The following is a 13013-nucleotide window of genomic DNA, read 5'->3' as shown; positions in this document are numbered from 1 at the left end:
CGAATTTGTCGCTGCCCCGGGAATGGATCGGCCTTGCGCTCGTGCTCGCGGGGCTTGCGCGCGCGGCCCTGCTCATCGCGCACGAGCCGATCGTCGGCTACGCCAACCAGTACGACATGGCGCGCACCAGCGCGTGCACCGGCCTCTATCCCGCGGTCGATGTGGCCGTGCGCGAGCGGGCCAGCCCCGAGGCGCCGCTGCCGCTCTATTCGCTGGGCGCTCCGAAGCGGGAGGGCTGCTACCCCAGCACCGAAGTCGCCCTCACCGGAATGACCGTCGCGGCGGCCGTGGCTTTCGGCGCGCCGCCTACCCAGGTGCGCCTGAAGTGGATCGGAACGGTGAAGCTCACCTTGCTCGCGGTCGTGGCGCTGCTGTTGGCGTTCGCGTTTCACGGCCATCCGGCGGCCGCGCTGTACCACGGGCTCGTCTTCTTCTTCGTGATGGCCGATCCCGCCGTCACCCTCTGGCTCAACACGCTCTACACGGAGTTCGCGCTGCTCGCGTCGCTGTACGCATGCATCGGCGCGATCTGCGCGATCGCGCTCACCGATCGCGGGTCGCTCGTCCTCTCGGTGACGCTCGCGGGCTCGCTCGTGGCGCTCGCCTTCTCGCGCGAGCAGTTCGCATTGCTCGCCCCGGCGCTCGTGGCCGCGGCGTGGCCGTGGCTGTGGCGGCGATCGCCGCACTTCACCGTCACCGCGTTCGGCATCGCCGTGGTCGCCTCGATGCTCGCCTTCGGGCTGCTCTCGCGCCCCGGCGCGGTGCGCGAAGTGAACCGCACCAATACGTATCTTGGCGTGGTGCTTCCTGCCGCGGGCGATCCGAAGGACGCCGCGCAGGTGCTGGGCCTGCCCGAGCGCTGCGCGGCGCTCTCGGGAGCCACGTGGTACCTGCCGCGCGGCGAGGTCCTGCGGGAGAAGTGCCCCGAGGTGTTCGGGCTCTCGAGCCTCGCGTTCCTGCGCTTCGTGCCGGCCGACCCCCGGCTGCTCGTCCGTTCGGTGGCTCGCGTCCTGCCCGCTACGCAGGCCGTGACGCCCGCTTACCTCGGCGTGCTCGGCGACGCAAAAGGCGTGACGGTCGATGGCCTTGAGCCATGGAACCGCTCGCTCCTGCAGCTCGCGGCGACCCACATGCCGGGCCCCGTGTTCGCCGCACTCGTGATCGCGTCCATGCTCGCGGCCTTTCTCGCGGCGATCGCGGCGGCGCTCTGGGCGCGGCCCGCCAGCGACGATCCCGCGACCTCGCTGCTCCTCGCGATGCTGCTGGGCGGCACCGTGATCTACGCGGTGCTCACCACGGTGTTCGGCGACGGGATGAGCGAAGCCTCTCGCCACTTCCTGCCCGGCTGGCTCGCGATGGCGGCTCTCGTGCTCGGCGTCCTCGTCGCCGCGCCCATTTGCCTGATGCGATGGGGCCGCGCGCCGCGTGACAACGTGCGGCCGATCGCGGCCGCGGTCCTCTTTACGGCGGCGACGGTGGCGGGCGTCTACTACACGTTCGATTGGGCGAACCGCCAGCCGCTCTCGATCGGCGTGCTGGATCTTCCGGCCTCCCGCCAGGTGAACAGTGTCCCGCTCGAGATCCGCGGATGGACGCTCGATCCGTTCGGGGTCGAGTCCGTGTCCGTGAAGCTCGGCAAGGTCGAGAAGCCCGCGCGCTTCGGCGATGCCAGCGCCGATCTCGCCGCCGTCTTCCCGGGCTACCCCGACGGTGCGCGTGGTCGCTTCGCGCTCGACTTCAGCGCCGAAGACCTCGCGGCCGCGGGTCCGCCGGAGGCGCTCGAGATGCGCATCACGACGCGCTCGAAGAACGGCCACGTCTCGGAGATCGACCGCCGGCGCCTGGAGATGCGCCCGTGAACGACCGGCGCGCGGCCCTCGCGTCGTGGCTCGGCTTCGCGCTCGCCGCGGCGTGGCTGATGGCGCCGGTCCTGCGCGTCTACTTCCTCTCCGACGATTTCGTGCCGCTCGCGCTGTTCCACCATTGGCAGGAGCAAGGCCGCTTCGGCGCCATGCTGCTTGCCAAGCTCCACACCGGCCTGGACGCGGGCGACAACCACTTCTACCGGCCGCTCTCGTACGCATCGTTCGCGCTCAACTACGTCGTCGGAGGTCTCGATGCGCGCGGCTGGATGGCGGTGAACCTCGCACTGCACGTGGCGAGCGCCGTGATGGCGGGGACGATCGGCGTGCGGCTCGTGGGCGCTCGCGGCGCGCAGGCCTCGCTGGCCGCGGCGCTCGGGGCGGTGCTCTTTCTTGCGTTCGCGCCGAGCGCCGAGGTGGCCGCGTGGATCTCCGGCCGCTTCGACGCGAGCGCCACGTTCTTCACGCTGCTCTCGTGCCTGCTGTTCCTCGCGAGCCGCCGCCTCGGCGACGCGGCCTCGGTCGCTTCGCTGGTGGCGGCCGTGGCCGCGTTCCTGTGCAAGGAGTCGGCCGCGATCCTGCCGTTCGCGATCCTGCTGCTCGCCGCGGCTCGCGACGAAGAGGAGGGCGCGAGCTGGACCTTCGCGAGGTTCGTGGCGGCCGTGCGGCGATCGCTTCCCTGGCTGATCGTTGCCGCCGCGTACCTGGTCGCGCGCTACGTGTTCTTCGGCTCGTTCACGCGCGTCTATGCGGGAACGACGCCCGCCACCGCGATCCTCACGCTGGACTACTGGTCCGGGCTCGCGGGCACGTTGCCGATCTGGTTCGCCGCGCACTTCCGTCCTGAGGGTCACGCCACCGCGGTACTCGGCTTCACCGCGATCCAGCTCGCCCTGGTCGCGTGGGTGGTGTTCTCGCGCGGGACGTCGCGCGCGATGCGCACTGCGTTGCTGGCCCTTGTCGCGGCCGCCGCGTTCACGATCGCGCTGGTGGCACCGCATATCGGCCGGCTGCCGCCGATGGATCTCGGCGGGCGGCTGCTCTACCAGACGGCAGGCTTCTATGCGGCGCTCGTGGCCGCGGCGATCGCCGTCGCGAATCCCGTGAAACCGCTCGCGGTGATCACGGTGGGAGTGGCCCTTATTCACGGGAGCTCCCTGCTCGAGTCCCTCGACCGCCGGGTCGAGACCTCGGACCAGATGCGCGCTTTGATCGGCGAGATCGCCCGCGAGTCCGCCGCCACGCGCGCCGGCGACTACACGCTCGTGCTGGCGCCGCGCGACTACAAGGACATCCCGTTCGCGATCAACGCGCAGGGCGGCCTCATGCTGCCGCCGGTGTTCCCGGCGCCATTGGGCAATCACCTGCTGGTGCAGATCTACGAGGAGATCCCGGAGCTGCCCGGCAAGATCGAAGGCGGTGTCGTGACGACGCTGCGACAGCATTCCGTCTTCGAGTATCTCGAGGGCAAGCGCGTGAAGGCCGCGGAGCCGGAATATCCGACGCGCGTGGTGTGCTGGGACCCGAAGCTGAAGCAGCTGGTGCCCGTGCCGGTCACGCCGGGACCCGCGCCGAAGCCGTGGGCCGAAGCGATCGGCCGCTATGTCGCCGGTTCCGGCTGCGCGTTCGGCGCGTCGATCGGCCGCCCTCGCTAGATCTTCAGGCGGACGAAGATCGCCTCGGGCAGGTGGCGGATCGCGAACATGATCGGCCACCAGAACCACGGCAGGTAGACCTCGGCGCCGCCATGCTCCATCGCGGAGACGATGCCCTTCGCGATCTTCTCGGGCGCGGCCCACAGCAGGCCCTTCTTGAAGGCGGCCGTCATCGGCGTGTCGACGAAGCCGGGCTTCACGGTCACCACACCGACGCCCGTCGCGTTCAATCGCGCACGCAGCCCCGAGAGGAAGATCGACAACCCGCCCTTGGCGCTGCCGTAGACGTAGTTCGAGGCGCGGCCGCGGTCGCCGGCTACCGAGGAGATCGCGACGATGCGTCCCGTGCCCCGCGGTGCGAAGCGATTGGCGAGGTGGGTGGCGAGCGATGCGGGCGCCACGAAGTTGGTGAGGATCTCGCGCTCGGCGAGCGCGAAGTCGTGTTCGCAGGCGACCTGGTCGGGCAGCGTGCCTTGGGCAATCAGCGCGGCATCCATCGCGCCGCCGAGCGATTGCTCGGCTTCCTCGACGAGCGCCGCGTGTCTCGCGGTCTCGTCCAGGTCCGCGAGCGTCACGCTCACGCCCGCGCTGCCGCGCGCCGCGATATCCGCGCGCACGGCTTCGAGCTTGGCGGGATCGCGTCCCACGAGATGGAGCCGCACGCCTTTCGCCGCGAGCTGCCGCGCCACGGCCTGCGCGATCGCGGAGGTGGCGCCGAAGATCGCGACGCGTTGCAGGCTCATCGGGTGACCCGCCGCCAGAAGCTGGAGGAGAACGCCGGATCGCGATGGCGCTCCAGCTCCTCCCAGCGCGGGAACGAAGCGCGGAAGGTCTCGGGCGACATGCGCGCGTCCTTGGCCGGATAGATCGCACCGCCCGCGTCGCGCACGATGGCGTCGAGGCGCTCCAGAAGCTCCAGCGTCGCGGCGCCGCGCATCGGAAGATCCAGTGCGAGCGTCACGCCCGGCCGCGGGAACGAGAGCAGTCCGGCACCCTCGCGGTCCCCGAACACCTTGAGGACGGTGAGGAACGACGCATCGCCCGCTTCGGCCACCGCTTCGAGAATGGCGCGCACCCGCAGCGGCGCATCCGTGCGCGGCACGACGCTCTGGTGCTGCACGAAGCCGGGCTTGCCGTACATGCGGTTCCAGTGCGCGATGCCGTCCAGCGGGAACAGGTACTTCGAATACGGTTCGTGCGTGTGCTGCCAGCCGCGCGAACCTCGGGCGCGGTAGAGCGCGTTGAAGAGCGAGACGCTGTGGCGGTTCAGCGTGGCCGCGGGCAGGTCGAAGGGCATCGCGAGGCGTGCTCCGGCCTCCGGCATCGGATGGATCGCCACGGACGAGTGCCGCGCGCGGATGAAGAGGCCCCGGCCCAGGTCCTTGCCCTTCGCGAGCGCATCGACCCACGCGACGTTGTATTCGTATCCGGCCGACGCCTCCGTGAGCGCGAAGAAATGGCCGAGGTCGTCCATGCGCGTCGTCTCCACGTCGAACATCGCGGAGTCGATGCGCTTCAGCCGCAGCTCGGCCCACGTGACGAGTCCCGTGAGCCCGAGGCCCGCGATCGTCGCGCGGAAGAGCGCGGGCTCGGTGGGCGGAGCGCACTCGATCCGCGTTCCGTCGGAGCGCGCGAGCTCGAAGCGGCGGACGTGGGCGCCGAACGTGCCTTCGAGGTGGTGGTTCTTGCCGTGGACGTCGTTGGCGATCGCCCCGCCCACCGTCACGTACGAAGTGCCGGGCACCACCGGAAGGAACCAGCCCACCGGGGCTGCGAGCGCGAGGATCTGCCCCAGCGTCATACCGGCTTCGCAGCGGAGCACGCCCGTCGTGCGGTCGAATGCGATCAGCCGGTCCAGGCCGCGCGTGGCGAGCAGCGTGCCGCCTTCGTTGAGGCAACTATCCCCGTAGCTGCGTGCCAGGCCGGAGGGCAGCATCGTGCCGCCGACTTTCGGCAACGCCTCGTGGCGCCACGCGAGCGGGATCACCGCCGCGTGCTCGACCTTCGGGTAGTTGCCCCAGGAACGCACGCTCACGTGGCGGCAAGCATCGTGACGAGCACCAGCGCGCCCACGATATAGCTCGCCCGGTCGCGAAGCGCGAAGAGCAGCGGATCTTCGTGCAGGGCGCCGCGGTGCGCGAGCAGCCACACGCGCGAGATCCAGTAGAGCAGCAGCGGGATCGCGAAGCCGAGCACGCCCGGCGCCTTGTAGAGCGCCGCGACCTGCGGGCTCGTCACGTAGAGCGCGAACACCAGCACGGCGAGGTAGCCGCTCGCGGTGCCGAGCATCGCGACCAGCGGGCCGTCGCCCGCGTGGTAGCCGCGGCCGCCAACTTTCTCCTCGTCCCGCGCGAGGACGCTGTCGACCTCCACGTAGCGCTTGGCGAGCGCCAGCGACAGGAAGAGGAAGAGCGAGAACGCCAGCAGCCACGGCGAGACCGGCACGTCGATCGCGGCGGCGCCCGCCAGCAGGCGCAGCGTGTAGAGGCCTGCAAGCACGAAGACATCGAGGATCGCCACGCGCTTCAGGACCAGCGAATAGGCGAGGTTCGCGACGATGTACGTCACCAGCAGCGCTCCGAAGGCCGGCGGCAGGCGCCAGGCGATGAGGGCGGCACCGGCCACCAGCAGCGGCAGCAGCAACAGGGCCGCGCCGATGGGCAGCTCTCCCGAGGCGATCGCCCGCGTTCGCTTGGTGGGATGGCGCCGGTCGTCCTGCAGGTCGGCCAGGTCGTTGGCGAGATAAACGGCCGAGGCCACGAGGCAGAACGCGACGAAGGCGAGCGAGCACGCCGAGATCGAAGCCGCATCCCAGCGGTGGGCCGTGAGCAGCGGCACGAAGACGAGGAGATTCTTCGCCCACTGGTAGGCGCGCGTGCCGCGGCGCACGGCGCGCACCGGGTTCGTCTTCCGCTTCACGTCGATCGCTTCGCGGGCGTGGTTCCAGATCGGCACGTCGTGCCGGTCCTCGCCCACGTAGTCGAAGCCCTTCTCGCCGTAGCGCGCCACGAGCTCGCGGGCCTTCGCCTCGCGCTTGAGGTTCTTCACGCCGTCGCTCGCGAGCACGGTCTGGAAGAGGCCCAGGTGGTCGGCGATGCGCTGCGCGATCGTCGAGTCGGCGGCGGTGGCGAGCACCACGGTACGGCCCTGCTCTCGTGCGTCGCGCAGGCGCTGCAGCACGGCCTCGTCGTAGGGGAGCACGGCGACGTCGATCGCGTCGGCGCGCATGGCGAGCTCGTGCTTGAGTGCCGCGCGGCCGCGAGCGAGCCAGAAGGGCAGGGCGAACGCGAGGAGGGGACGCCGTTTGAGGGCCGCCACGAGCGACTCCAGTAACATGTCGCTCTTCACGAGCGTACCGTCGAGATCCACGCACAGCGGAACCGGATCGGCCGATGCCAGGGCGGGGGCGCTGCCGAGGGGATTTCGCACTTGACTCTGCATGAGCGTGGCTACCGGTTTCGCGCAGCCATCATATCAGCCGTCCTCGCCGTGGGCGCCTTCGTCGCCCTGGCCTTCTGGAGCGACGCGGCGCGTTTCGGGGAGGCGCTGGGACGCGTCGGTATCGGCGAGCTCGCGGCGCTGCTGGCCCTCTCGGTGGCCAACTACGCCACGCGGGCCGAGCGCTGGCGTGTCTTCCTCGCGAGTGCCGGCCATCCGCTGGACCGCCGCGCGGCAGCGGCGAACTACGTGCGGGGCTTCGCGTGGACCACGACACCCGGCAAGGTGGGAGAAGCGGCTCGCGCGCTCGAGCTGAAGCGCGACCACGACGTGCCCTACGCCGTCTCGATCGCGGCACTGCTCGCCGACCGCCTCTCGGACGTGCTGGGCCTGGCCCTGCTTTCGATCCTTGCGCTCGCCTTCATTCCCCACGGCGGGACGGTGGCGATCTGCGTGGCCGCGGGCGTCGCAGTGGCCCTGTGGATCGCAGCCTCCGATCGCCGCACGGCCGCGCTGGTCCGCGTGCTGGTGCGCGTCGTGCCGCATCGCTTCGCCGCGCGCTTCGAGGCGCTCGCCCGGGAGTCGAGCCGGATGGCCCGCGGCGGGCCTCTCACCATCGGGCTCGCGTTGTCGGTCGTGGGCTGGGCCGCCGAGGCCTGGGCGCTCCACCTCGTGGTTGCCTCGATGGGGGCCACGATGCCGGTCGAGACCGCGATGGGCATTTACGCGATCGCCTTGCTGGGGGGAGCGCTGCTTCTCTTGCCCGGTGGGCTAGGCAGCACCGAGGCATTGATGCTATTCCTGCTGGTACAGGCCGGCATGGAACCGGCCGCGGCAGGAGCGGCAACCGTGGTGTCGCGAGTGACGACGCTCTGGTTTGCTGTAGGACTGGGATGGGCCGCGCTGGCCTGGAAGGGAGCAGCGCGCAAGCTCACCGGATAAAAACAAGGGAGGCAGCATGGGCGCACAAGCCATCACGAACGAAGACCTCGACGCGGCGCAATGGGAGGCCGATCCGCACGCCGACCAAGCCATCGAGCAGATCCTGGGGCCCTGGCCCCAGCCCCTCCTGAAAGCCGCGGCGGACGCACCGCTCGCGGCCTCCGCGAAGGAGGGGACCCAGGCGTCCCCGATCCAGGAGCGTCTCGAGCGCATCCGCGCGCTGAACAAGGAGATCACCGCCTGGGACTGCAACGACGCGGTCGCGAACTGGAAGCCCACGGCCGCGACCCCGGACTACCTCGTGCAGCCGCTGCAGGACTACGTGAAGGCCGCGCTTCCGCGGCCTCCCGACGGCGCCGACCGCGAGCGCATCGCCCGCGCCGAGAAGCTGTTCATGGATCACGGAGCGCTCTCCGTCACGATCCTCTTCTGCGCGAGCCTTCCCGAGTGCTACGTGGTGCCCGACCTCGCGTCCGTGCTGCAAGCGACGGGGCAGCTCATCCATCGCGCCGAGCATCGCATCCGGGCCACGGGTGCGATGATCTTTCCGGCGATGATGGAAGGCGGCCTCACGCGCGGCGACGCGAGCGGCATCGCGCAGATCCTCAAGGTGCGGCTCATCCACGCGAGCGTTCGCAACCTCATCCTGCGAGGCACGCCCCAGGCCGCCGCGGCCGAGGAAACGCACGAAGCGATCCCGCCGCTCGCCACCATCCAGGACAAGGACGACCGGCATGAAGCGCTCTACGTGCACGGCTGGGACCTGGGCGAGGACGCGCTGCCCAACAACCAGGAAGAGCTTGCCTACACGCTGCTCACCTTCAGCTACGTCTTCCTGCGCAGCCTCCGCAAGCTCGGCATCCCGTTCGAGCGCCAGGAGGAAGAGGACTATCTGTATCTGTGGAACGTCGTGGGGCACTACCTCGGCATTCGTCCCGAGCTCACGGCCGGCACGTACGAGGAGGCCGAGAAGCTCTTCGCCCTCATGCAACAGCGCGGCCGCGAAGACTGGGAGCGGACCGCGGACAAGCGTAACGACCCGCGCCCGGCGCTCGGCGCCGCGCTGATCTCGGCGATGAAGTCGGCCATTCCCTGGGCGGTGTTCAAGCCGTTCCCCGTCCTGCTCACACGGGAGCTGGTCATGCCCGCGAGCGCGCGCGAGCTGGCACTCGAGGAATCCGTGGGGTGGATCTCGCAGTTGCTCTTCGTAGCCATCCTGGGCGCGGCGCGCTGGTTCGATACGCAGGCGCGCCGCTGGTTTCCGAACTTCTCGATCGCCCGCCTGCTCACGCGCGTGATCGGCTACCGGCTCACGTGCCGCCTGCTGATGGATCAGACGCGCGATCTCGTCGTCCCCGGGCGGCTACGCCAGCCCATCCACGCGCTGATCGAGCAGTGGGGGCGCGACCCGGACGCCTCGAAGTGGATGAACTTCCTCGAGGACAGCCTCACGACCTTCGGGAAGTGGGAACCCCTCGACCCGCCTCGCGAGGGGTGATGCGCGGGCTTCGCATGCTGGGCTGCGCGCTGCTGCTCGTGGCGGGCGAGGCCTGTGCGCAGGCGATCCTCGCGGAGGACGCGAGCGTCGACCTGTGGCCGCAGGTGACGGCGCTCGCCGATCCGGACGGAAAGCTCGCGCCCGAGGACGCGTTCGCCGCGCGCGATCGCTTCGCCGCGCCGAAGGGGGCCTACGCGACTCTCGGCATGGACAAGATCGTCACGTGGCTGAGGGTGCCGCTCACGGTGAGCGCCAAGGGCGCCGGCACGTGGGTGCTCGACATCGATTACGCGCTGCTGCAGCGCGTGGACGTCTATGTCTTTCGCGATGGCCAGCTCGCGCACCGCGAAACGCTGGGCAACGTGACGCCCTTCGCGCGAGCGCCACTCGTGGGACGCACGCTCGCCGCCCCGCTCGAGTTCGTGCCGGGCCGCGCGACGGAGCTGCTGCTGCGCGTCGATACGCCGGGCGCGAAGATCGTTCCGCTCACGTTGAGCCGGCTCTCGGCGTTCCATGTCCGGGCGCTCGACGAGCAGATGCTGCAGGGCGCGCTCGCCTGCCTGGGGTTCGTGCTGCTGCTCTACAGCCTCGCGCAGTGGCTGGCGCTGCGCGAGAGCCTCTACCTCAAGTACGCGCTCCTCGTGCTGTGCAGCGCGATGTTCTCCGTCAACTTCTTCGGCATCGGCGAGATGTACCTGTGGACCGACCACGCTTGGTACGAGCGCCACATGGCGGGCGTTACCGCGCTGATGGCGACCACGGCGACCGCGCTCTTCGTCGAGGACGCGCTTGCCGGCGACCTGCACCCGGGCCTGCGCTACGCGCTGCGCGCGGTGGCGGTGCTGCACACGGTGGCCACGGTCGCCTACGGGCTGGACGTGATCGACCTCCAGGTGGTCGCGATCCTCATGACGACCACCGGCCTCGCTCCGGGCCTCATGGGCTTGCCCGGTGCGCTCGCGATGGCGCGCCGCGGCGACAGCGTCGGCGCCTGGTTCATGTTCTCGTGGCTGGGCTACTTCGTCGCGAGCGCCGTGATGGTCGGCGTGGTGCGCGGGCGCGTCGACGCGAACTTCTGGACGCTGCATTCGTTCCAGGTCGGCGCCACGCTCGACATGCTCGTGTTCATGCGCATCGCGGTGCTGCGCACGACCGCGCGCTTGCTCGAGCGCCGGCGGCTCCGCTCGTCGTTCTCGGGCTACGTGAGCCCCGCGGTGATGGAGGAGATCCTGAGCGGGCGGCTGACACCCGAGGCGGGCGGCGAGCAGCGCTACGTATGCCTGCTGTTCTCCGACATCCGCGGCTACACGATGCGCAGCGAAAGCATGAAGCCCGCGGACCTGCTCGCCTTCCTCAACGGTTACTTCGACGGCGTGGTCGGGATCATCCACCGGCACGGCGGCACCGTCGTCTCGTTCATGGGCGACGGCTTCGTGGCCGTGTTCGGGGCGCCGCAGCGGCTGGACAACCCGAGCGACGCGGCCTTCCGGGCCGCGCGCGCGTTGATCGACAACCTGGCCGGCGTGAACAAGCGCCTGGCCGAAGAGGGCAGCGCGCCCATCGACATCGGCGTCGGCCTGCATGCGGGCGAGGCGGTCGTGGGCCACATCGGCGGGCGCAAGCGCCACGAGTACGCGGCGATCGGCGACGTCACCAACGTCGCGGCGCGCCTCGAGAACGCCACCAAGGACACGGGCTATCGCATCGTGCTGTCCGAGGAAGTCGCGCGGCACCTCGCGTCGCGCGAGGGCCTCGTACCGCTGGGGCCGGTGAGCCTCAAGGGACACACGCCCGTCGATGCGCACGGCACCGATCCGATCGCGGCGGGGGTTTCGTGAGCGCTTCCTTATACTGCTGGCCGATGCTTCGCCTTTCTTCCCTGCTTGCCGTGTTTCGCGCATTGGTCCTGGTCTGCGTGGCGGCCCTCTCGCCGACGGCACATGCGCAGGCGCTGCTCACCGGCCACGCCGGGACCGTCGACCTCTGGCCGCATGTGCAGGCGCTCCCCGATCCTGAGCGTGTGATCGGCATCGAGCAGGCGCTCGCGATGCGTGAACGCTTCGGCCAGCCGAACGGCGCCTACGCGACGCTCGGCATGGACAAGCAAGTGGTCTGGCTGCACGTGCCGGTGGCGACCTCGGCGGCCGGGCAGGGCACGTGGATCCTCGACTTCGACTACGCGCTCCTCCAGCGGGTGGACGTCTATCACGTGAACGACCGGAGGCTCGTGCGCCAGGTGATGCTGGGCGACCTCCAGCCGTTCGCCTCGCGCCCGCTGCAGGGTCGCTCGCATGCCGTGCCCCTCGAGTTCGCGCCGGGCAGCTCGGAGCTGCTGCTGCGCGTCGATACGCGCGGGGCCAAGATCCTTCCGGTGAGCCTCTCGCGGCTTCCGTCCTTCCATGCCCGAGCGCTGCAGGAGCAGCTCCTGCAGGGCGCTCTCGCGAGCCTGGGGATCTTCCTGCTGATCTACAGCCTCGCGCAGTGGGCCCACCTGCGCGAGCATCTCTACGCGAAGTACGCGTTGCTCGTCGTGTGCAGCGTGATGTTCTCGGTGCACTTCTTCGGGATCGGCGAGATGTACCTGTGGACCGACAACGCGTGGTTCCAGCGCCACATGGCCGGCATCACGTCGCTGCTCGCCGCGGCGGCCACGGCCCTCTTCGTCGAGGACGCGCTCGCCGGGGACCTGAACCGGTGGTTGCGCAAGGCGCTCCGCGGCGTGGCGGCGCTGCACTTCGTGGCCGCGGTCGCCCACGGCGTGGACCTGATCGACATCCAGGCCGTGGCCATCCTCATGACGACCACCGGCCTCGCGCCGTCGCTGATGGGCCTGCCGGGAGCGCTCGCCAAGGCACGGCGCGGCGACAGCGTGGGCGTCTGGTTCATCGCCGCCTGGCTGACCTACTTCATCGCGAGCGCCATCATGGTCGGCGTGGTGCGCGGCCGCATCGACGCCAACTTCTGGACGCTGCATTCGTTCCAGTTCGGCGCGACGTTCGACATGCTGGTCTTCATGCGCATCGCCGTGCTCCGGACGGCTGCACGCCACCGCGACGCACAGCGCGCGGCCCTCGAGCGCGACACGCTGCACTCGCTCGCCCATACCGACGCGCTCACGGGCCTCATCAACCGCCGCGGCCTGAACGACGCGCTCAATGCCGCGCTCGCGCGCGTGTCACCCGACCGCATCCTCGCGCTCTACGTCCTCGACCTGGACGGCTTCAAGCCCGTGAACGACCAGTACGGCCACGACGTCGGGGATTCGCTGCTGCGGGTCGTCGCACAGCGGCTGCGCGCATCAATGCGTGCGGGCGACGGTGTAGCTCGTATCGGAGGCGACGAGTTCGTCGTGATGGCCGAGGGGCTGACCCACGAAGCCCAGGCGCTCGATCTCGGGCTCAAGCTGCTCAACGCGTTCGAAGGGGCGTTCGTGTTCGGTCAACACTCGTGCAGTGTGTCGGCGACGGTCGGGTATGCGTTGGCGCCCAACGACGTGTCCGATGCAAATGCGCTCATCAAAGCCGCGGACGCCGCGATGTATCTCGGGAAGCAGGAAGGGAAATCTCGATTGCGGCGCTTCGGGGCGTGACTAAAGCGGAGGCCAGGGGGTAGGTAGGA

At 70.0% G+C, this 13013-nt stretch carries 9 protein-coding genes; 6 read left to right on the top strand and 3 right to left on the bottom strand.

Translation table 11 applies throughout. The annotated features are described in order from the left end of the window. Window positions 1-5: 5 nt before the first annotated feature. Together wsfD and DSM104443_RS17475 are read left to right on the top strand one after the other, a co-directional pair. On the top strand, window positions 6-1859 hold the full coding sequence (gene wsfD, locus DSM104443_RS17480) for a glycan biosynthesis hexose transferase WsfD (protein WP_171094536.1): 1854 nt from the start codon (window positions 6-8) through the stop codon (window positions 1857-1859). Then, window positions 1856-3517, top strand: a complete 1662-nt coding sequence (locus tag DSM104443_RS17475) for a hypothetical protein (protein WP_171094533.1) — start codon at window positions 1856-1858, stop codon at window positions 3515-3517. Before wsfD ends, DSM104443_RS17475 begins: the two co-directional genes overlap by 4 nt. Here DSM104443_RS17475 and DSM104443_RS17470 read toward each other — a convergent pair. Genes DSM104443_RS17470 through DSM104443_RS17460 form a run of 3 tightly spaced genes read right to left on the bottom strand, consistent with a single transcriptional unit; the run spans window position 3514 to window position 6946 of the window. Next, window positions 3514-4260, bottom strand: a complete 747-nt coding sequence (locus DSM104443_RS17470) for an SDR family oxidoreductase (RefSeq protein ID WP_171094532.1) — start codon at window positions 4258-4260, stop codon at window positions 3514-3516. The genes DSM104443_RS17475 and DSM104443_RS17470 overlap by 4 nt on opposite strands. After that, on the bottom strand, window positions 4257-5552 hold the full coding sequence (locus DSM104443_RS17465; RefSeq protein ID WP_212756768.1) for an FAD-binding oxidoreductase: 1296 nt from the start codon (window positions 5550-5552) through the stop codon (window positions 4257-4259). The genes DSM104443_RS17470 and DSM104443_RS17465 overlap by 4 nt, the downstream gene beginning before the upstream one ends. Then, on the bottom strand, window positions 5549-6946 hold the full coding sequence (locus tag DSM104443_RS17460; RefSeq protein WP_212756766.1) for a UbiA family prenyltransferase: 1398 nt from the start codon (window positions 6944-6946) through the stop codon (window positions 5549-5551). Before DSM104443_RS17460 ends, DSM104443_RS17465 begins: the two co-directional genes overlap by 4 nt. Window positions 6947-7006: 60 nt before the next feature. Here DSM104443_RS17460 and DSM104443_RS17455 point away from each other — a divergent pair, with 60 nt between their 5' ends. The 4 genes from DSM104443_RS17455 to DSM104443_RS22075 are packed head-to-tail and all read left to right on the top strand — an operon-like array spanning window position 7007 to window position 12984. Further along, window positions 7007-7897: a lysylphosphatidylglycerol synthase transmembrane domain-containing protein gene (locus DSM104443_RS17455; protein WP_171094528.1), complete on the top strand. Its 891-nt coding sequence runs from the start codon at window positions 7007-7009 to the stop codon at window positions 7895-7897. 16 nt (window positions 7898-7913) lie between these two features. Further along, the gene (locus DSM104443_RS17450; protein WP_171094526.1) at window positions 7914-9395 is read left to right on the top strand and encodes an oxygenase MpaB family protein; all 1482 of its coding nucleotides are present in this window, start codon (window positions 7914-7916) and stop codon (window positions 9393-9395) included. Beyond that, window positions 9395-11233 carry a 7TM diverse intracellular signaling domain-containing protein gene (locus tag DSM104443_RS17445; RefSeq protein ID WP_171094523.1) on the top strand — a complete coding sequence of 613 codons (1839 nt, stop codon included), beginning with the start codon at window positions 9395-9397 and terminating at the stop codon, window positions 11231-11233. Before DSM104443_RS17450 ends, DSM104443_RS17445 begins: the two co-directional genes overlap by 1 nt. Window positions 11234-11256: 23 nt before the next feature. After that, window positions 11257-12984: a diguanylate cyclase gene (locus DSM104443_RS22075; RefSeq protein ID WP_171094521.1), complete on the top strand. Its 1728-nt coding sequence runs from the start codon at window positions 11257-11259 to the stop codon at window positions 12982-12984. Window positions 12985-13013 lie beyond the last annotated feature (29 nt).

This window comes from Usitatibacter rugosus (assembly GCF_013003965.1).
Taxonomy (GTDB): Bacteria; Pseudomonadota; Gammaproteobacteria; order Burkholderiales; family Usitatibacteraceae; genus Usitatibacter; species Usitatibacter rugosus.
The sequence above is the reverse complement of the archived record's forward strand: the minus strand, read 5'-3'. Positions and strand labels throughout refer to the sequence as shown.